General features: G+C 61.9%; 18 protein-coding genes and 1 pseudogene. 8 read left to right on the top strand and 11 right to left on the bottom strand.

Annotated elements, in window-relative coordinates; genetic code table 11:
- Positions 1-30: 30 nt before the first annotated feature.
- Positions 31-705, bottom strand: coding sequence for a hypothetical protein (locus tag Q8L50_RS03520; protein WP_305347268.1), 675 nt, complete (start codon positions 703-705; stop codon positions 31-33).
- A 282-nt stretch (positions 706-987) separates the two neighbouring features.
- Between Q8L50_RS03520 and Q8L50_RS03515 the strand changes: the two genes are divergently transcribed.
- Positions 988-1,518: a GNAT family N-acetyltransferase gene (locus tag Q8L50_RS03515; RefSeq protein ID WP_305347267.1), complete on the top strand. Its 531-nt coding sequence runs from the start codon at positions 988-990 to the stop codon at positions 1,516-1,518.
- A 111-nt stretch (positions 1,519-1,629) separates the two neighbouring features.
- Here Q8L50_RS03515 and Q8L50_RS03510 read toward each other — a convergent pair whose 3' ends face one another.
- From Q8L50_RS03510 to Q8L50_RS03475, 8 genes and pseudogenes are all read right to left on the bottom strand, one after another.
- A complete protein-coding gene (locus tag Q8L50_RS03510; RefSeq protein WP_305347266.1) occupies positions 1,630-2,913 on the bottom strand; it encodes a phosphatidylserine/phosphatidylglycerophosphate/cardiolipin synthase family protein in 1,284 nt (427 codons plus the stop codon).
- Positions 2,914-3,138: 225 nt separating this feature from the next.
- Positions 3,139-3,330, bottom strand: a pseudogene (locus Q8L50_RS03505) (peptide-methionine (R)-S-oxide reductase); the annotation flags it as partial.
- A 205-nt stretch (positions 3,331-3,535) separates the two neighbouring features.
- Positions 3,536-3,781 carry a pentapeptide MXKDX repeat protein gene (locus Q8L50_RS03500; RefSeq protein WP_305347265.1) on the bottom strand — a complete coding sequence of 82 codons (246 nt, stop codon included), beginning with the start codon at positions 3,779-3,781 and terminating at the stop codon, positions 3,536-3,538.
- 111 nt (positions 3,782-3,892) lie between these two features.
- Positions 3,893-4,684, bottom strand: coding sequence for a molybdopterin-binding protein (locus Q8L50_RS03495; protein WP_305347264.1), 792 nt, complete (start codon positions 4,682-4,684; stop codon positions 3,893-3,895).
- 36 nt (positions 4,685-4,720) lie between these two features.
- The gene (locus tag Q8L50_RS03490; RefSeq protein ID WP_305347263.1) at positions 4,721-5,317 is read right to left on the bottom strand and encodes a cytochrome b/b6 domain-containing protein; all 597 of its coding nucleotides are present in this window, start codon (positions 5,315-5,317) and stop codon (positions 4,721-4,723) included.
- A gap of 233 nt (positions 5,318-5,550) precedes the next feature.
- The gene (gene msrA / locus Q8L50_RS03485; protein ID WP_305347262.1) at positions 5,551-6,270 is read right to left on the bottom strand and encodes a peptide-methionine (S)-S-oxide reductase MsrA; all 720 of its coding nucleotides are present in this window, start codon (positions 6,268-6,270) and stop codon (positions 5,551-5,553) included.
- Positions 6,270-6,761, bottom strand: a complete 492-nt coding sequence (msrB, locus tag Q8L50_RS03480; protein ID WP_305347261.1) for a peptide-methionine (R)-S-oxide reductase MsrB — start codon at positions 6,759-6,761, stop codon at positions 6,270-6,272. Before msrB ends, msrA begins: the two co-directional genes overlap by 1 nt.
- Before the next feature lie 60 nt (positions 6,762-6,821).
- Positions 6,822-7,136, bottom strand: a complete 315-nt coding sequence (locus tag Q8L50_RS03475; RefSeq protein ID WP_305347260.1) for a hypothetical protein — start codon at positions 7,134-7,136, stop codon at positions 6,822-6,824.
- Between Q8L50_RS03475 and Q8L50_RS03470 the strand changes: the two genes are divergently transcribed.
- The 7 genes from Q8L50_RS03470 (at position 7,135) to Q8L50_RS03440 (ending at position 17,130) form a co-directional block, all read left to right on the top strand.
- Positions 7,135-7,716 carry a DUF2889 domain-containing protein gene (locus Q8L50_RS03470; protein ID WP_305347259.1) on the top strand — a complete coding sequence of 194 codons (582 nt, stop codon included), beginning with the start codon at positions 7,135-7,137 and terminating at the stop codon, positions 7,714-7,716. The genes Q8L50_RS03475 and Q8L50_RS03470 overlap by 2 nt on opposite strands.
- A 93-nt stretch (positions 7,717-7,809) precedes the next feature.
- Positions 7,810-10,311, top strand: coding sequence for a penicillin-binding protein 1A (locus tag Q8L50_RS03465; RefSeq protein ID WP_370869742.1), 2,502 nt, complete (start codon positions 7,810-7,812; stop codon positions 10,309-10,311).
- Between the two features lie 235 nt (positions 10,312-10,546).
- Positions 10,547-13,060: a penicillin-binding protein 1A gene (locus tag Q8L50_RS03460; RefSeq protein ID WP_370869741.1), complete on the top strand. Its 2,514-nt coding sequence runs from the start codon at positions 10,547-10,549 to the stop codon at positions 13,058-13,060.
- Positions 13,061-13,070: 10 nt separating this feature from the next.
- Positions 13,071-14,303, top strand: coding sequence for an MFS transporter (locus tag Q8L50_RS03455; protein ID WP_305347258.1), 1,233 nt, complete (start codon positions 13,071-13,073; stop codon positions 14,301-14,303).
- 136 nt (positions 14,304-14,439) lie between these two features.
- The gene (locus tag Q8L50_RS03450) at positions 14,440-14,850 is read left to right on the top strand and encodes a hypothetical protein (protein ID WP_305347257.1); all 411 of its coding nucleotides are present in this window, start codon (positions 14,440-14,442) and stop codon (positions 14,848-14,850) included.
- Between the two features lie 439 nt (positions 14,851-15,289).
- Entirely contained in the window at positions 15,290-16,492 is a 1,203-nt protein-coding gene (locus tag Q8L50_RS03445; protein WP_305347256.1) for an ATP-binding protein, read from the top strand.
- Between the two features lie 86 nt (positions 16,493-16,578).
- The gene (locus Q8L50_RS03440; RefSeq protein ID WP_305347255.1) at positions 16,579-17,130 is read left to right on the top strand and encodes a hypothetical protein; all 552 of its coding nucleotides are present in this window, start codon (positions 16,579-16,581) and stop codon (positions 17,128-17,130) included.
- Between the two features lie 302 nt (positions 17,131-17,432).
- Here Q8L50_RS03440 and Q8L50_RS03435 read toward each other — a convergent pair whose 3' ends face one another.
- Both Q8L50_RS03435 and argE read right to left on the bottom strand, forming a co-directional pair.
- Positions 17,433-18,404, bottom strand: coding sequence for a tripartite tricarboxylate transporter substrate binding protein (locus Q8L50_RS03435; protein WP_305347254.1), 972 nt, complete (start codon positions 18,402-18,404; stop codon positions 17,433-17,435).
- Positions 18,405-18,437: 33 nt separating this feature from the next.
- Positions 18,438-19,658, bottom strand: a complete 1,221-nt coding sequence (gene argE / locus Q8L50_RS03430; RefSeq protein ID WP_305347253.1) for an acetylornithine deacetylase — start codon at positions 19,656-19,658, stop codon at positions 18,438-18,440.
- Between the last annotated feature and the right edge of the window lie 195 nt (positions 19,659-19,853).

Raw genomic sequence — 19,853 nt, 5'->3', positions numbered from 1 at the left:
GACGGGGCGCCGCGGCCCCGTCCCGCCAGATCAGTTGGCCGCGAAGCAGTAGAACTTGCCGGAGCCGCCTGTGCGTACCAGTGCTTCCTGGCTGCAGCCAGCCGACTGGTGCGAGAAGTTCCAGGACTTGGCCCAGTTGTCGGCATTGGGGCCGGTGCGGTCATGGTGGCCCACGATGGCCGAGCCGTCGGTAGAGCTGGTCCAGGATTTGCAGGTGGTGTCGGTCTGCGGCGCAAAAGCGGTGCCGTCCGAGCGTGAGCCGGTCAGGATGTCGTGCTCATTGGGTGTGTCGCCGCGGCCTTTGACGCCGTTGCCGCGTTCGTCCAGGGCGGTTTCCTTGGACAGCATGTTGCCGTTGTGCAGATGTGCACCGTCGCGGGCAATCAGCATGCCTTTGGCGTTGTGCCAGGGGCCGTTGCCGATGCGGTCACGCGCATGGGTGGCGGCGCCGGCCGGTGCGGTGGCCGTGGCAAAGGTGGGGGGTGTGCTCAGGTAGGCGCGCCATGTTTTGGTGCCGGCGCCAGCAGCCGTTGCCAGCTTCTGGCAGTGGGCATCTGCACCGGCCAGGCCGCCCAGGTCGGCGCCCTTGCCGCTGCCAACGCTGGTGACAAAAAAGCTCATGGGACCAGTGCTCGGCATGCTGGCACAGGCGGTAAGCAGCGCCACGGTGGCGGTGGCGATTGCAAGGTATTTGAGTTTGCGCATGACAGATTTCCTATTCGAGGGGAGTGGGGGGGTATTGATGAATTCAGCTACACATGACATCAACCCGGTTGCTGCGCAAAATGGCGCCCCCGGCATGACAAACCTAGCTTATGCCGCCCGGATAAAGGGCGGTTTGCTGTCCTGCGTGGCCTGATTGAACCTCAAGCCAGAAGCGCCTGCATTCGGGATGACCCCAATCCTGTGTGTTCTGCTCGGTCATCTGGCATAGTCAGCGTCGATTGGCCCTGACCAGCCATAGCCATGTATCAAAAGACCCTTGTCATGACTACCCCAAACTCCCCGTTTGTTCGTCGCCTTGTGACGGTGACCGAGCCCCAGCTGCAGTCCCTGGCCGGGCTGCTGATCGACGCTGTGGACGGCGGCGCTTCAGTGAGCTTCATGCACCCCTTGCCAGTGCCCAGGGCGCTGGCCTTCTGGCGCGGCGTAGCCAATGGTGTAGCCAGTGGCGAGCGGGCGCTGTTTGTGGCTGAAGACGCCGAAGGCATTGTCGGTACGGTGCAACTGATATTGGCGCAACCCGACAACCAGCCCCACCGCGCCGACCTGGCCAAAATGCTGGTGCACCGACGGGCCAGGCGCCAGGGTGTGGGTGCAGCCCTGATACAGGCCGCCGAAGGCGCAGCCCGTGACCGCGGCAAGACGCTGCTGGTGCTGGATACCGCTAACGGCGATGCCGAGCGCCTGTATGCGCGCCAGGGCTGGCAGCGCGTGGGGGTGATCCCCGGCTACGCCCTGCTGCCCAATGGTGCGCCGTGCGACACGACTTACTTTTACAAGGTGCTGGGCGACTGAGGTGCTGAGAAGCGGCGCTTGCCAAGAGTTGGATGTTGAGCCATCGCCGCAGACGTGGCACCCTGCGCTGATTTGACCATGATCTGCGGGTGAGCCGGTGTATTTGCCCGTTCAAAGCACCTCATTGAACAGGTAAAACATATTGTCCTTGGCCTTGTGCCACAGCCCGCGCTGCTGCCAAGCCTTGAGATCGATCTCCTTGCAGCGGCCGACGTACTTTTCGAACACAGCGTCGAGCTGGCTGGCCAGCGCTTCATCCTTGATACCCAGGGTGATCTCGTCGTTGGTGTCGAAAGAGCGGTCATCGAAGTTGCTGGAGCCGATGGCACTCCACACGCCGTCAATCGTCATGACTTTCTGGTGCAGCAGGGTGTGCGGGTACTCAAACAGGCGCACGCCGCACTTGAGCAGCTTTTCAAAATTGCGGTGGCCGGCGTGTTGCACCATGGGGTTGTCCGAGCCGCTGGTGGACGGCATCATCACGCGCACGTCCACACCGCGCTTGACGGCTTCGCCAAAGGCGTCGATGGCTTCGGGCTCGGGGATGAAGTAGGGGTTCTGGATCCAGATACGCTTTTGCGCCAGGCAAATCGCCGTGTGATGCAGGATTTTCACGGCCGGGGCCGAGCCTTCAGGCTTGGCGTAGGCGGCGTGGATGGTCACGTCGCCTGCGGCTTCAAGCTGGGGAAACACATCGTCACCCACAAACAGCTCGCCGGTCTGGCCGCCCCAGTTTTCGCTGAAGGCGGCCTGTACGCTGTGCACGATGGGACCTCGCAGGTGCACGCTGAGGTCGGCGAAGTGTTTGCCGTCTTCGGCGTTGCCCAGCCACTCGTCCACGACGCAGTGGCCGCCGACAAACGCTTCCTTGCCGTCGATCACGCACAGTTTGCGGTGGTCGCGTTCGTTCATGACGCCGATGTTGTAGATCGAACGTTCATGAAAAAACACCAGCTTGCAACCAGCGTCCTGCATCTGCTGGCGCTCGCTTTTACCGATTTTCTTGGAGCCTGTGGCATCAAGCAGCACACGCACCTTGATGCCGGCGCGCGCGCGTTCGGACAAGGCAGCGGCCATGCGTTGCCCCAGCACGCCTTCCTTCCAGAGAAAGGTTTCAAAGTGCACCGTCTGTCTGGCCGCGCCAATCCGCACGATCAGCACGTCAAAAAAATGGCCGTTCTCCAGGATCTGGACGGCATTGCCGCCAACCGCGGTGCTCAAGGTCAGGCCGGCCAGTGAGGGGATCAGCGTGGCTATGGAGGCGCCGCACTCGATTTTCAGCCTGGGGCTGTTGTGGCGCTTGATGGACCAGATGACCAGACCCAGCAGGGTCACGATGCCCAGAAGGATGGCTGTGATGCCGTGAGCGGCGCTGCCCAGAAAAGATTCCATCATTGCGCTGCCATGCCGCCGTGCGCGACATCAATGCGGTTGGGCTGTGCGCCGGGCTGCGTCATGGGGGCTCCTGATAGTGGAGCTGTGAGCCTAAAACGGCCAGCGCAGAAAAGCTGTAGGCCATTGCCGCAGCGCGTTGAGCGTGCAGCACCACGGCGCGGGTTGGTTCGGTATCCGCCGCCTTGTGGCGCCAAGGGGCAACAGGTGCAAGCGTTGAGCCGCCTTGAAGTTCATGGCCACACCGTTCATGCAGTGACGCAGACCGGTGGGTTTGGGGCCATCGTCAAACACATGGCCCAGGTGCCCGCCGTAGCGGCTGTACAAAGCCTCGATACGTTTCATGAAGAGGCTGGTGTCGCTCCCTTCCGCCACGGCCTTGTCCAGCGGATGCCCGAAGCTGGGCCAGCATCTGCCGGAGCTCGACCAGCGCCTCCTTGCCCTGGCACACCAGGCGCGCCAGTTCGCCGATGCGCAGGGTGGGTGTGTTTTGCAAAGAGGGGCTTGCGGTAGTGCTCATTGGCCAATTTTGTCGAAGCCTTGTGCGGCTTCCAAGCCCGACCGGCATGGTCCAGGGAGCGGAGGCCTTCAGGCGCCCGCCCCCTGCCCATCATTCGAAGGGCAATTACTTCTTCATTGCGTCTTTGCCCATCGCGTCTTTTGCCATGGGGTCTTTGGCCATTGGGTCTTTTTTCATGGCATCTTTCTTCATCGCGTCCTTGCCCATGGCGTCTTTGGCCATCGGGTCTTTTTTCATCTCATCCTTGGCCATGGCGTCTTTGGCCATGGGCGCGCCGGCGTGGGAGGCGGCTTGTGCAAAGCCGGCGGAGAGCAGAGCGGAAATAACAAGCAGAGTTTTCAGATGTTTCATGATGGATACCTTTGAGTGCAGTTAAAAAAAAGAATGACGGGATGTCATTGCCTCCGACAACGGGAAGGCGCTTGCCGTTCCGCGTCGGTGTTTCAGGGTTTCTGAGCAAGCTCAGCTACCTCCGAACCAGTTGTAGCCCTGGTCTTCCCAGTAGCCGCCAGGGTAGGTGTTGGTCACAAAAATTGCCTGGATGTGTTTGGGGTTCTTGTAGCCCAGCTTGGTGGGCATGCGCAGCTTCATCGGGAAGCCGTATTTGGGCGGCAGCACCTGGCCGTCATAGCTCAGCGCCAGCAGGGTTTGCGGGTGCAGCGCAGTGGGCATGTCGATGCTGGTGAAGTAGTCGTCGGCACACTTGAAACCCACATATTTGGCGCTGGTGTCGGCGCCCACCTGGCGCAGAAAGCTGGCAAAGGAAACACCGCCCCATTTGCCAATGGCGCTCCAGCCCTCAACGCAGATGTGGCGCGTAACCTGGTCGATCTGCGGCATGGCGCGCAGCTCGGGCAGCGACCACTTGCGCTTGTCGGCGACCAGGCCGGTGACTTCCAGCCGGTAGCCGCTTTCCTCGACCTGCCGGATTTCGTTTTCGCCGTAGAAGGCGTTGAACGGGAAGGGGCGCGTGATCATCGATTCGGGGTAGGTAGGCGCCAGGCGCGTCGGGTCGAACAGCCAGCCCTGCACGTCGTCGTTGACGCGCGAAATCCGGGTCAGGGCGGTGCTGATGCCTTCGCTGTCGTCCAGCACGCAGCCGGTGAGCATCGAGAGGCCGCCCAGGGTGAGCGAGGCGCGCAGGAAGTTGCGGCGGCTGCTGCCCAACTTGTGGGCGTGGGCAATTCGCGCGGTGGCTTCATCGAGCACGGCGGCGCCGTCGATGTCCATGCGGGGAGGGGACTGGATGATCATGGGGTAACTCCTTGCGGCAATCGCGCGATGGGCGGCTCAGCGGCCGCGAACCATGTAGAGCAGGGTGCGCGGCACCAGGGCCACCATGAGGAGGTGGATAGCCACGAACGCGGCGAGGGCGGCCATTGCAAAAAAGTGGATCAGGCGCGCGCCTTCGTAGCCGCCCATCAGTTCGCGCAGCAGTGGAAATTGCACCGACTTCCAGAGCACCAGCCCGGAGAGCACCAGCAGCAGGCTGTCGGCCATCACGAACAGGTAGGCCAGGCGCTGCACCATGTTGTAGTGCTGCGGGTCGGCATGCGCCAGTTTTCCCTTGAGGGCGGCCAGTACGTCGGCCACGAAGGCCCGCGGCGAGAGCGGGAAAAACTTGCGCCGCAGGCGGCCGGTCGCGATGTTGATGGCCAGGTAGAGCAGGCCGTTGATGCCCAGCACCCACATGGCCGCAAAGTGCCACTGCAGCGCTCCGCCCAGCCAGCCACCCAGGGTGAGCTCGCCGGGGATGGAGAAACCGAGGAAAGCCGTGGCGTTGTAGATGCGCCAGCCGCTCATGATGAGGACCACCACCGCCAGGGCATTGACCCAGTGCATGAGCCGTAGCCACCCGGGGTGAATCGTCGGTTTGCTGGGGTTCATGGGAGATCCTCGCGCCTGTTGTTTGCTGAACTGGTCGTTGGTCGCGGCAGGTCCGCATTTATTACAGGGATGGGAGAAATTTATTTCTGCGCACGGGCCGGGCAAGTGCTGAAGAGGGCCCATGCCAGCATGGTACGCAGCGCTGCTCGGTGTGGATTCACTGGCCGCCTGGTGAGACGCGCCGCCCGAGCCGCAGATGCGGGGGCTGGGGCGGCGGGGTGAGGGCGCCCGACTTATTTTGCCGCGTTGCCCGCGTGCAGCACCAGCAAGGGCTTGTCGCGGTACAGCTCGGGCATCATGGTTTTGAGGTTGGCGATTTTCGGCAGGTCAAACTTGGCGATGTAGGGCTGATTCGGGTTCAGCGTGGCGTAGTCCTGGTGATAGTCCTCGGCAGGGTAGAAGGCCAGCGGCTGCGCCAGAGGTGTGAGTTGGGTCACGATCTTGCCCGGGAAGACCTTGGCCGCATCGAGTTGCGCGATATAACGCTCAGCCACCTGCTTCTGGTTGGCGTCCTGGTAAAAGATGGCAGAGCGGTATTGCGTGCCTGCATCCGGCCCCTGGCGGTTCAGCGTGGTCGGGTCGTGCGCCACGGAGAAATAAATCTGCAGCAGCTTGCCGTAAGACACCTGTTTGGGGTCATAGGTGATGTGGACGGCTTCGGCATGCCCGGTACGACCCGAACCGATCATGCTGTATTTGGCGGTGGCTTTTTCGCCGCCGGCGTAGCCCGATACCGCGTTCAAAACGCCCTGCGTGTGTTGAAACACCGCCTGCACGCCCCAGAAGCAGCCACCTGCAAACACGGCAGTCTCGCGGCTGGCGCTGCTTGCCGGCGCGTCCAGCGCCGGGGCCGGTAGCTTGACAGCTTTTTCTGCGGCCGCGCTGCCGCTGAACAACACCCCGGCCGACAGCGCGACTGCGCCGGTGACAGACAGAAATTTGCCCATCATCATCAGGCCGCCTTGAAATTCATGGCCACACCGTTCATGCAGTAACGCAGACCGGTGGGTTTGGGGCCGTCGTCAAAGACATGGCCCAGGTGCCCGCCGCAGCGGCTGCACAAGGCCTCGATACGTTTCATGAAGAGGCTGGTGTCGCTTTCTTCTGCCACGGCTTTATCCATCGCCTGCCAGAAGCTGGGCCAGCCGGTACCGCTTTCGTATTTGGTGGTCGATGAGAACAGGGGCAGGGCACAGCCTGCACAGCTGTACACACCGGCTCGCTTTTCCTTGTTCAGCGGGCTGGTGTAGGGCGTCTCGGTACCTGCCTTGCGCAAGACCTTGTACTGGTCGGCATTCAGCATTTTTTTCCACTCGGCGTCGGTGCGGGTGATTTCGTAGGTGCGGGCAGCATGTGCGGACGAACCCGTCAGGAGGCCACGGGCGCCAGCCAGTACGGCGGACAGGGCGCCCAGGCCCAGCAGGGTGTTTCTTCGGCTCATCATGTCAATCTCCTTGGGTAGCCATTTTGGCTTTGTGTATCGGTCGGCGCTGAAGGGGTTTTCTTACAGCAGCAACGCTGGCAGGGCTACTGTTGGGCGCTGTTCTTTGTCCGGCGCGTACGTACGTCTGGTACGCAGCTTGTTCGGCAAGAGATTCAATTCCGGCAAGGAGATCCGGTTTTCAGGCCAGGCCGCGATCCGGACACCGTTGGCCTGCAAGCGATAGTTGCTACAAAACCAATAGCTGTTTGCGCATATACAGCAAGGGCTGGTGGCCAATTTGATGCTCAGACCAAACACTTGTCGCCGCCAGCGCAGCGTCGCCCCCGTCTTCCGGGGAAAATGCCTGTTTACCCCGATCAAGACAAGAACCGCCATGCCACTGCCCGCACCCCAAGCCCGAACCCACCTGCACACCCGCGCCGTCGTTTACCGAGGCTACCTGCGCGAAGACGGCCTGTGGGACATCGAAGCCGAGATGAGCGACACCAAAACCTACCCGCTGGACCGCTCGGAGCGCGGCGACATGCCGCCCGGCACACCGATACACGGCATGGCAATACGCGCCACGGTGGACGACCACATGACCATCCGCGAAATTGCCACCGCCAGCGACCACACGCCGTTTGCCGAATGCCAACAGGGGGTGGACCCGATGCAGCAGATGGTGGGTGTCACCATGGGCCCGGGCTGGCGCCAGGCGATTGAGAAAGCCCTGGGCGGCATACGCGGCTGCACACACCTGCGTGAGCTGCTGTTCAACATGGCGACCGCCGCTTACCAGACTGTTCCCGTGTACCGCGAGCGGCTGCGCCGGCAGTCGGGCGCGCCTGTGGCTGAAACCGCCGGGCCGCCGTACCACGTCGGCAAATGTATCGCCTGGGATTTTGACGGTGCGGTGGTGCAGCGCCATTACCCGCAGTTTGCAGGCTGGAAGCCCTTGACCCGGAAGGTGTAAGTCCGTCGGGAGGCGCCGCACGAAAGCGGACGATGGGCTTCTTGCGCTTCGTCCTACAGCCCCGGCATGCGCCGTGCCTTAGCCTCGCGGTGAATGAATACGCCCACCGATACACCCGCCGCATCCCCCTCGATTTCGCCTATGCGTCGTTTTGGCGCCGCACTTGCCCTGGCTGCCAGGCATCCAACCCTGCGCGGCCTGGCCTGGGGCCTCTTGGCTGTGCCAGTGGTGCTGCTGCTCTACGCGCTGGCGCTGATTCCTTTCACCCCCAGTATTGACGACCTGCGCAAGACGAAGTCGGCCAAAGCTTCGGTGGTGCTGTCCGCCGACGGCCAGGAGCTGGCGGTTTTTGAACGCGCCAATCGTGACTGGGTCAAGCTGGAAGACATTTCGCCCCACGTCAAAAACGCGCTGGTCGCGACCGAAGATGCCCGGTTTTACAGCCATCGCGGGCTGGACCTCAAGCGCACGCTGTCTGCTGCCGCCAATACGCTGCAGGGCAAGGTGCAGGGCGGCTCCACCATCACACAGCAGCTGGCGCGCAACCTCTACCCGGCAGAAATAGGCCGATCCCGCACCATGACGCGCAAGATCAAGGAGGCCATCACCTCCCTGAAGATCGAGGCGGTTTACTCCAAGGACGAAATTCTGGAGACCTACCTGAACACCGTGCCTTTTCTGTACAACGCCTACGGCATTGAGATGGCGGCACGCACCTACTTTGATAAAACCGCCGACAAGCTCGATGTGTTGCAAAGTGCCACCCTGATCGGCATGCTCAAGGGCACCAGTTACTACAACCCGGTGCTCAACCCCGAGCGCGCGCTGCAACGCCGCAACACCGTGCTGGGCCGCATGGTCAGGCACCAGAAGCTGCCTGCCGAACAGCTGGCGGCGCTGCAGAACATGCCCTTGCAAGTGGACTTTGCACGCCAGCCGCCAGAGCTGGGCCCGGCGCCGCATTTCATGCAGCAGATGCGGCGCTGGCTGATCGAGTGGGCCGACCGCAATGAGTACAACATTTTCGCCGACGGGCTGGTGGTGCACACCACCATAGACTCGCGCCTGCAAGCCATGGCCAATGAAGCGGTGACGCGTCAGGCCGACAAACTGCAGGACCTGTCAGATGCAGACTGGGCGCACAAGTCAGGCTGGACCGAAGCCAAAGGCAAGGGTGGCAAGCCAGGCAAAAAACGCGAGCTGATGCTGGCCCTGGTGCTGGACACGCCCGAGTACAAAGCCGCACGCGCCGCTGGCCAGACCGAAGAGGAAGCCCTCAAGCGCACTGCTGGTGACACGGCCTTCATGGAGAAGCTGCGTGAGGACAAGACACGCCTGCAGGCCGGTTTTCTGGCGCTGAACCCGGGCAACGGCCATGTATTGGCCTGGGTGGGCAGCCGCGACTTCACGCTGGACCAGTATGACCACGTGGCCCAGGCGCGCAGGCAGCCGGGCTCAACTTTCAAGCCTTTTGTGTATGGCGCCGCGTTTGAAAACGGCTCACGCCCGTACGACCCTTTCATGGACCAGGCGGTCGACATACCGCTGGGCGACGGTACGTTCTGGCGGCCTTCTGACGGCGGTGGCCCCAGCGGCGCACCCATGACCCTGCGCGAGGGCCTGGTCTACTCCAAAAACACCATCACCGCCCAGGTCATGCAGGTGGTGGGGCCAGCGCGTGTGGCCCGGCTGGCCCACAGCTTGGGCGTGCGTCAGAGCAAGCTCGATGAAGTGCTGTCATTGGCACTGGGCACCAGCCCGGTGACCCTTAAAGAGATGGTTGCCAGCTATGGCTCGCTGGTCAATGACGGCCGCTATGTGGCACCGATGATGGTCACCCGTGTGGAAGACCGCAACGGTGCGGTGCTGGAGGCGTTTGAGCCCGCGATTGCCGAGGCCGCCATGTCCACCCAGGCGGCCAACATGCTGGTAGACGTCATGCGCGGTGTGATTGACCAGGGCACGGGCGCCGGCATACGCAGCCGCTACGGCATACGCGCCGATGTGGCCGGCAAGACCGGTACCACGCAGGACAACACCGACGGCTGGTTCATCCTGATGCACCCGCAACTGGTGGCTGGTGCCTGGACCGGTTTTAACGACAACCGCGTCACCTTGGGCGAGCGTTGGGGCCAGGGCGCCCAAAGTGCGCTGCCCGTGGTGGGCGACTTTTTTCAGCAGGCGTTCAAGGCCAAACTGCTGGATACCCGTGCCCGGTTTTCTGCGCCTGCGGGCATCAGCACCGTGCCGGCACCATTTGCAGACCAAAACGCAGCGCTTCTGGCCGCCGATCCGCAGTTGCAAGCCGGTGTTGAGCCGCCGCAACTGGTGGGCGCCGCTTTGCCTGCTGCCGCAGCTTCGGCGGGTGTGTTGTCTCCGCCGCCTATCAAATATGTGAACATCCAGATTCACCCGGCGCAGGCCACCCAGCCTCAAGCTCAGCCCCAGCGCGACTGGCCGGCTGGCGGCGTGCGTATAGACCTGCCGCCGGCCGACCCCGGCTTGCCCAAGCGCGTCGACCTGCCTGCGGTGGAGCCGCAGCCAAGCTTTCCGCTGTCTGAAGTGGCAGCGCCCGCCGCCCCTGGCAACCCTTAGTGGGGTGTTGCAGGCCGTTCGGGCGGAGTTGTCTAAGCCTGTCCGCGCGTAGCCCCGTAGCAAGCTCAGGGCGCACGCTTAAGCGGGCAGCAGGGCAAACAGCAAAAGTGCGCTATCAAATACATAGCTGCTTGCGCTCGTCCTACAAGGGCTGGTGCCCTATTTCGCTTCAAGCCCAGGCAGGGCCGGGCGTTTGTTACGGGCAGGGTGGCCTGCCGTTTTACACTGGGCGCAGATGAACACCTTTCTTGCCCGCCTTGTTGCCCGCGCCCGGCCCCTGGCCGACCAGGCCATGTACCACCTGCGCCACCCGACCCGACGCGGCGTGTTGCTTTCGCTTGCGGCCCTGCCTGGCCTGCTGTTTCTGTATGTGCTGCTGCTGATCCCCTTCACACCCAGCATCCGGGACATCCTGCAATCGAAGTCGCAGCAACCCGCCATGGTGATGTCGGTCGATGGCAAAGAGCTGGCCATCTTCAAACGCGCCAACCGCGACCGCGTCAAGATGGCCGACATATCGCCCAATGTGCTGGCGGCGCTGATATCCACCGAAGACCACCGCTTTTACGACCACCACGGCATTGACTTCAAGCGCACTGCGGCGGCGGTCTTTTACACCTTTGGCGGTGACACGCAGGGCGGATCCACCATCACGCAGCAACTGGCGCGCAACCTGTTTCCCGAAGAGGTCGGCCGCTCGCGCAGCCTGACGCGCAAGATCAAGGAGGTCATCACCGCGCTGAAGATTGAGGCCGTGTACACCAAAGACGAAATCCTGGAGACCTACCTCAACACCGTGCCGTTTTTGTACAACGCCTTCGGTATTGAAATGGCGGCGCAGACCTACTTTGACAAACCGGCCAGCAAGCTGGACGTGCTGGAAAGCGCCACCCTGATCGGCATGCTCAAAGGCACCAGTTATTACAACCCGGTGCTCAACCCCGAGCGTGCCAAAGAGCGCCGCAACATCGTTCTGGGGCAGATGGTCAAGCACAACAAGCTGGACGCCAAAAAGCTTGATGCGCTGAAAAAGCGCCCGCTGAAAGTGGACTTTGAAAGGCAGACCGAACCACTGGGCGCCGCGCCGCATGTGGCGCAGTTTTTGCGCCGCTGGCTGATTGAATGGGCAGACCGCAACGACTACAACATCTATGCTGACGGGCTGGTGATACACACCACCATCGACTCGCGCCTGCAAAACATGGCCAATCAGGCGGTGGTGCGCCACGGCAATACCTTGCAGGGCAACGCCAACAACGAGTGGGGGCCACGCGCCTGGGCCGGCAAAAAAGAGCTGACGCGCGCCGTTGTGCGCGAGACGCGTGAGTACAAACTGGCGCGCGAAGGCGGCCAGAGCGATGAAGAAGCCCTGAAGCAGTTGCAGGCCGACACGGCCTTCATGCAGACGCTGCGCCAGGAAAAAACGCGGCTGCAAGCCGGTTTTCTGGCGCTGGACCCTGCCACAGGCCATATCAAGGCCTGGGTAGGCAGCCGCGACTTTGCCAAAGACCCGTTTGACCATGTGCAGCAGGCGCGGCGCCAGCCGGGCTCTACCTTCAAGCCCTTTGTGTATGGCGCGGCCTTTGAAAACGGCGCGCGTGCCACCGACGGCTATATGGACCAGGCGGTCGAGATTCCGCTGGGCGGCGGCCAGGTCTGGCGGCCCAGTGACAGCAGCCCGCCCAGCGGCGAGATGATGAGCTTGCGCAATGGTCTGGTTTATTCCAAAAACACCATCACCGCGCAGGTCATGCAAAGCGTCGGCCCGCGCCGTGTGGCCAATCTGGCGCAGGCCATGGGTGTGCGCCAGAGCAAACTGGAAGAAGTGCCTTCCCTGGCGCTGGGCACCAGCCCGGTCACCCTGAAGGAAATGGTGGCCAGCTACGCCACGATTGCGAACGACGGCAATTACATTGAGCCCTTTCTGGTGCTGCGCGTGACTAACCGCAAAGGCAAGGTGCTGGAGACCTTCCAGGCCAAGGCGCCAGAGCAGGGCCTATCGCTGGCCAGCGCGCAGATTCTGATCGACGCGATGCGGGGTGTGGTGGACCAGGGCACCGGTGTTGCCATCCGTGCGCGTTTTGGCATTCAGGCCGACGTGGCCGGCAAAACCGGCACCACACAAGACAACACCGACGGCTGGTTCATCCTGATGCACCCGCAACTGGTGGCCGGCGCCTGGGTGGGGTTCAATGACAACCGCATCACCATGGGCGACAGCTGGGGGCAGGGTGCACGCAGTGCGCTGCCCATGGTGGGCGACTTTTTTGCACAATCGCTGCGTGCACGGGTGGTGGATGTGCAGCGGCGTTTTGACGCACCCAAAATTACAGGCGCCCCGGAAAGTGTGGCCAGCCAGGTCAGCGACTGGTTCCAGTCGCTGTTCCCCTCCGCGCCGCAAGGCGTGGCACCGCCACGGCCACCGGCTGAAGAGCAGGCCTCGCCGGTTTACGTGCCGCAACCGCAGCAGCAGCAACAACAACAGCAGCAGCAGCCTGGAACGGTGTTTTATCCGCAGAGCCCGCAGCAGGGCCCGGCCCCATTTCCACAGCAATTTCCGCCGCCATCCTCTTCACAGTTTCCGCCCCAGTTCCCGCCGGGTGGCAACGACCAGCAGCGCTGGGAGCCCGTCCCCGGCGCCCGACCGGCTCCGGCCAGCGGCGGTGTGGGCCAACCGCAGCCCGCCAATCCGCGCTTTCCCACGCCAGGCGTCGTGATTGGCGCGCCGGCGGGTGAGCGCGCGCCATAACGCCCCGAGGGTGAGCGCCATCGCTTCCGGATTGCCTGCTGCCCCGTTGTCTGCGGCCACGCGGCGCAGCATCACGCTGCTGTCGCTGGCCACGTTTGCCAGCATGGTGGCTCAGCGTATTTGCGACGCCATGCTGCCCGAGCTGTCACGCGTGTTTGCGGTCAACCTGGCGCAGGCCGCGCAGGTGGTGTCGGTGTTTGCGGTGACCTATGGGCTGGCGCAATTGTTTTATGGGCCGCTGGGCGACCGGCTTGGCAAGTTTCGCGTCGTCGCCTTTGCCACGCTGGGCTGCTGCGTGGGCAGCGCCCTGGCCTTGCTGGCCACCAGCCTGGAGATGCTGGTGTTTGCCCGCCTGCTGATGGCGCTGACCGCAGCGGCACTGATCCCGCTGGCCATGGCCTGGGTGGGCGACAGCGTGCCGCCCGAGCAGTTGCAGGAAATGCTGACACGCACCGGCCTGGGAAGCACCCTGGGCATTGTGGGTGGGCAACTGGCCGGTGGCCTGCTGACAGATGCGCTGGGCTGGCGCTGGGCCTTTGCCTTTTTGACACTGCTGTTTGGGGTGGTGGGCGCCTTGCTGCTGCTGGATTGGCGCCGGCAACAGGCCGCCCCCGCCGCCAGCGCGGCTGCGGCGCAGGGCGTGCGGACCGGCTTTGTGCGGCAGGCGGTGTTGATCATCACCGGCCCCTGGTCACGGCTGGTGCTGCTGCTGGCTTTTGTAGAGGGCGCGGCGGGGTTTGGCGTGCTGGCCATCTGGGCCTCACACCTGCACGGCAGCTTGGGCTTGAGCCTGTCGGTGGCGGGTGCCATTGTGGCGCTGTTTGGCCTGGGTGGCGTGGTGTACATGGCGGTGGGCAGGCATCTGATCAGGCGCTTCCGCCAGCACGCACTGGTTCTGGCCGGTGGCGCACTGGTGGGCCTGAGCGCGCTGTTGCTGGCCTTTACGCCGCACTGGTTGCCGGCACTGCCGGCCAGCCTGCTGGCGGGTTTTGGCTTTTTCATGTTTCACAACACCATGCAGGCCAACGCCACACAAATGGCCCCGGCGGCCCGCGGCACGGCGGTGACGCTGTTTGCATCTTTTCTGTTTCTGGGCCAGTCAGTGGGTGTGGTGCTGGCCGCCAGCCTGATCACGCGCCTGGGCAGCGGGGCAGTGGTGGCGCTGGGTGGCGCGGTGATGGTGGTCGTCGGGGTTTTGTTTGCCTGGCTGCTGCGCAGGCGCGACGCACAGCGCGGTCTTTGACGGAGTCACCTGTCACGGTGCCGGCCTGAATTCTTCAAGCAAAATCGGCCTCCAGCCCTTTGGGAATAAGCCCAAACAGCTATCTATTTAATAGCTAATCAACGCCCCGGCTAGGTGCTGCATACTTCTGCAAACCATGGTGACACGCCCACCCAGAAAGAAAAGCCCGCCAGCCGCTGCCGATGCGGCCCCGGCCAAACCGCGCGCAAAAAAGCCGCGCACCCCGCGCAGCCACCACTACCACGTCTATGTGATCGAGCTGTCCGATGAGGTGTGGAACGTGGGCCGCTTTCGCCGCGCCAATCCCGACTATCTGCTGGGCCAGCCCTTTGTGTACGTGGGCATGACAGGCCTGGACCCCGATGTGCGTTTTGACAAACACAAGGCCGGCATCCAGGCCAATGTGTATGTGCAGAAGTGGGGCATACGGCTGTTGCCCGCGCTGTACGCCATGTACAACCCCATGCCGTATGAAGGCGCGCGTGACATGGAAGTCGAACTCGGTATTGCGCTGCGGGAGTTGGGGTATGGGGTTTGGCAGGCTTAGAAACGGCTTCTCGATGGTTGGAGCCGCGTGGGTGTTTGTGCGTTGTGAAAAGTGTGGCTTTCTAGTCTGTTTGCAGGATGACAGGATGCCGGCCGAAATTCATACTTATTGAATGTCGTGTTGATAGCGCCCGGTGCTCGAATTAAAGGGGAGGGCGTGTGGCGGGAAACGGCAGGAGCACCATTCAGTGAAACTGTGCGATTGGACCATGCGTCCATTTTTTGGGGGCCTAAGTACCGCAGTTATTTGAGAGTGACCCGCCTTGAGCTGAACCTGTAACGGCGACTTTTGGAAATTCAATTTGCCTGTATAAACGCGCAGACATTCAAGCGAAGTACATGATTAAAAATATCTTTTTCGATTTTTTTGCACCATGCTATTCTGCGGTTTTGCGGGATATGTCGAAGTTAGGCATCGTATCCATCAGAATCGGCGCCCGATGAACGCATCTTCAATCTTCCGCCCAGGCAAGCCGATCGATAACCCTCACTACTTGGTGGGGCGAACGCCACAACTCAATCGAGTACGCGAACTGCTTGCCGAAGGTGGCCGCACAGTCGTGATCACCGGCACGCGAGGCATTGGCAAGACATCGCTCGCAAGAATCTCGGCTAGCACCTTTGGCAGTCATGTCGACACGCAGTGCAATGGTGCAACAACGTTTCACGACTGGTCTGTTGACCTGCTCACCAAGCTAGGCGTCCCGACGTCAATCGTTGAAAAGAGTCTGGAGGAAAGCTTCAACGCGGGTTTCGGTGCAACGCTCATCGCCTCACTGAATCTTGGTGGCTCCAAGAAGACAGCCCATAAAGAGCAAGGAATCGCTCAGAAAGCAATCACGCCGGAGCGACTTCTGAACATAGCGCGACAGGCCAAGCTCGACGCTACAGCAACCGTCGACGAGTTTGATCGCATTCCCAGGACCAAAGTGGAGGAAATTGGGCTGTTTGGCGACCTAATAAAGGTGCTCGGCGATTCCTCCGACACGCACAACCTACGTCTCATCTTTATTGGTGTCAGTTCGGGCGCTTCTCGCCTCTTCAACGGCCATCCAAGCATCAAGCGAAACGTCACGGCGATCCACCTCAACCGGCTGACACGGCAGGCGATTCGCTCATTTTTCAAAACCGTCTACGATGAATCGGGAGTTCGATTCGAAGCCGATGTAGTTGAACGATTCGCGACGGACTTCATGGGTTTCCCACACTTTGTTCATGCCGTCGGCGATCGCTGCGCCAAGGACAGGAAGGGTGTCTCGGCAATCGACATGAGAGCCTACGAGCGCGCTGTAGACGCCGCAGTTGACGAGATGCTTGGCATTGACTCTTCGCTTGATCTCATAACGAGCAAGAAGTCCGCGGAGACGGATATCGTCCTGATTCAGATTCTGGAAGCTCCAGATCTCAGGGTAACGGCGCAGGCGCTGAAGCAGAAGCTGGCGATTGCTCGGTACGACGCGGAGAGAGTTGAAGCAGCAATTGAGCAACTTATCGAGCGCGATGTAATTCGGTGGGGATACGGTAAGACACTTGTCCTTGCGGACCCCGAAATTTCACCGTTCCTGCAGGCCAATTTCCGGCGCCGCCGCCACGTAACCGCCGACGTCAACTTCCCTCTATTTGACTCGAGCGACGATGCTTAACCCCTCAGCTAACATGGGCACACCACGGTTGGTTGTAGCTTCGCCGCAGGTGCGGCGATCGGGTTGCTTTCGACATTAGCCGGCGCATGCGACTCACCCTTCATTACCGAGGCATCCTCCGAGCGAACGGCACGCCATCGCACAAGCACGACCTGCGCCGTCATTTCCACGAGCAACTCGCAACTCTGTGGCGTCAAAAGCCGCTTGCGGAGCAGCCGGAGCTAATTCTTCCGCGCGTTGGCAACGGCTACTGCTTACTTCGGCCACTGTCTGGAACGGTGTTCGTCCCACTGATATCCGAGGAGATGAACGCCGTCGCTGAATTGGAAGTGAGCATCCTTAGACCGGAGCCGCCCGGAGGATTGTTGACGCAAGGCGGTGACATCGATAACAGGCTCAAGACACTGTTCGACTCGTTGACGATGCCGCGTCATTTGAATCAACTGCCACCGTCTGCCGAACAAGCGAGTGACTCGCCGTTCTTCTGCCTACTTGAGGACGATAACCTTGTCACCTCTGTCAGCGTGCGCACGGAGCAGCTTCTCGAGCCGATTGAGGACAAGTCGGTGGTCGATCTCAGAATTCGCGTACGCACCAGAGTTACCCGAGAAACGATAGGTAATGATTCCTTCGCATAACCTCAGACCGATGCTGTTGGCGGCGGTGGCTAAAAGGTCGTATTTGGATTCCCCCTCAACGGCAAGAAGTTGACCGATAGATCGGCTGTTGTGGAAGCGCCTGCAGTCGTATGTCCGGTACCTAAAGTGGGCTCTGTTGTCGCCCAAGGCGCCAAACGGCCTTTGATTTGCTATCAATCTTATAGCTGCCTGCGACCGTCCGGATTGGGCTAAAGCCGCATTTTTTTCCATGAAAAAGGGCCGCGCAAGCGGCCCTTTAGAGGTGTGCGGTGACCAAGCTGTGGCGCCGTCGCGCCTGCTACTTATTCAATCTTCGCCCCCGAAGCCTTCACCACGTCCGCCATGCGTTTGTAATCCACCGCCAGCAACTTGCCGAAGTCGGCATTGCTCAACGCCCGGGGCTCAATACCCTGTTTGTCCAGGCGCTCCAGAATGACCGGGTCTTTCAGCAGTTTGCCCATGGCGGCGTTGATGCGGTTGGCTTCGGCTGCCGGTGTGGCGGCCGGGCCCAGCAGGCCGAACCAGGAGTCGAACTCATAACCGGGCAGGCCGCTTTCGGCAATCGTTGGCAAGTCGGGCAGGTATTTGCTGCGTTTGGGTGAGGTCACGCCCAGCAGGCGGATGCGGCTGTCTTTGGCAAAACCCAGTGCGCCGATGCTGGCGGCAATCACCGCGTGGGCACGGCCCGAGATCACCTCGTTGATGGCTTCGCCGGTGGCTTTCAGCGGCACATGCACCAGGTCAATGCCGGCCAGGCCGTTGAAGTAGGCCATCGACAAGTGCGTGGCGCTGCCCATGCCGGCGGTGGCGTAATTCATCTTGCCGGGGTTGGCCTTGGCGTAACGGATGAACTCGGCCACGTTTTTGGCGGGCACATCGGGGTGGATCATCAGCACATAACCTGCGGTGCCAATGTGGGCCAGCGGCGCAAAGTCTTTTTGCGGGTCGTAAGCCAGCTTGGTGTACAGCGAGCCGGCAATGTTGTGGCTGGCCGCGGACATCACCAGGGTGCTGCCATCGGGCTCGGACTTGGCTACAAAACCTGTGCCTATGGTGCCGCCGGCGCCGGCGCGGTTTTCCACAATGACGGTCTGGCCCAGGGCGGTGCCCAGTTCGCCGTTCATGGCGCGCGCCAAAATGTCTTGTACGCCGCCGGCTGCAAAGGGCACCACAATACGCACCGTTTTGCCGGACGTCTGAGCCAAAGTGAGGCCAGTGGTGAGGCTCAGGCCGGTGGCGATGGCGGCGGCAAGAAGGGTTCTACGCTGGATCATGGTGTTAAAGCTTTTCTAGGGGGTGAAGGGAAGTCAGGCGATGCAGATTTCGTCGGCCAGGCGGCGCATAAAGCGCTCACACCAGGCCAACTGGGCCAGTGTGACCCACTCATTGGGCTGATGCGCCTGGGCAATATGCCCCGGGCCGCAGACGATGGTGGGCACGCCGGCCTGATGGAACAGAGCAGCTTCCGTGCCAAACGAGACCTTGCCCGCGCCGCTGGCCGGGTCCACATCGGCGCAGCGAAAGCACAGTTGCGCAATCTCGCTGCCGGCATCGGTGGCAAAGCCCGGCAGCACCGAGTTGAGCTTGTGGCTGATACCGGTGTCCGCCGCCACTGCCTGCATGGCGGGCAGCAGGCTTTCGCCAAAAGCCTTGGCTTGGGCAAACAGATCATCGGGGCTGTTCATGTGGTGGTGGCGGATCTCCCAGGTGATGTCGCAGTCGCGCGGAATGATATTCAGCGCGGTGCCGCCCGCAATCACGCCGGTGTGTATGGTGGTGTGGGGCACGTCGTACACCGGGTCAAACGGGCCTTGGTCTGCCAGCTGGCGGTGCATGGTTTTGAGATTGGCGACAAACTCGCAGGCGATCTCGACCGCATTGACGCCCTGCGGTGTCAGCGATGAATGCGCCTCAAAGCCGCGCACCGAGGTTTTGTAGGCGTGTTTGCCCTTGTGCGCAATCACCACCTGCATGCCGGTGGGCTCACCCACAATGCAACCGGCAGGCTGGTAGCCTTGGGCCAGCATGTCGGCAATCAGGCGCCGCACGCCAATGCAGCCAACCTCTTCGTCGTAGCTGAAGGCCAGGTGTACCGGGCGCTTAAGTTTGCGCTTGAGCAGCTCGGGCACCATCATCAGCGCGGTGGCGCCAAAACTTTTCATGTCGGTCACGCCGCGGCCATACAACTTGTCGCCAAGGACTTGCGCGGCAAAAGGGTCGGTGTTCCAGGGCTGGCCGTCCACCGGCACCACATCGGTATGGCCAGACAGCACCAGCCCGCCCACTTTGGTTTCACCATCGGCGGCCGGCAGCGTGGCCCAGAGGTTGGCCTTTTTGCCGCTGTCGTCATAGGTCAGGCTGCAGGCCAGGCCGTAGCTTTCAAGCAGGGCTTGGGTCCATTCAATGATGGGCAGGTTGCTGTCGCGCGAGACCGAGGCAAAAGAAACCCATTTTTCGATCAGGGGCAAGGCGGCCAGGTCAGCGGCAGCGACGGCTTGCAGCGTGGGGGTGGGAAGTGGTGCGTTCATGCGTGGCCTTCAGGGCTGGTGGCGGAGCAGAGAGAGAAACTAGGTACACATATTACCTGCTGTGCCCGGGGGGGCGGGGCAGGGGCAGGCAGCAGCCTGCCGGGTTGGCCCTTTGCCTTGGTTCAGAGAAGAGGCGGCTGGTAAGCGCTGTCGCCACCGTGGCACTTTCCCCGCCGCGGCTCGCATAAACTGGCT

Origin of the sequence: Polaromonas sp., from assembly GCF_030680935.1 — a bacterium.
Lineage (GTDB): Bacteria > Pseudomonadota > Gammaproteobacteria > Burkholderiales > Burkholderiaceae_C > Polaromonas.
This window is presented reverse-complemented; position numbering and strand designations above follow the sequence as displayed.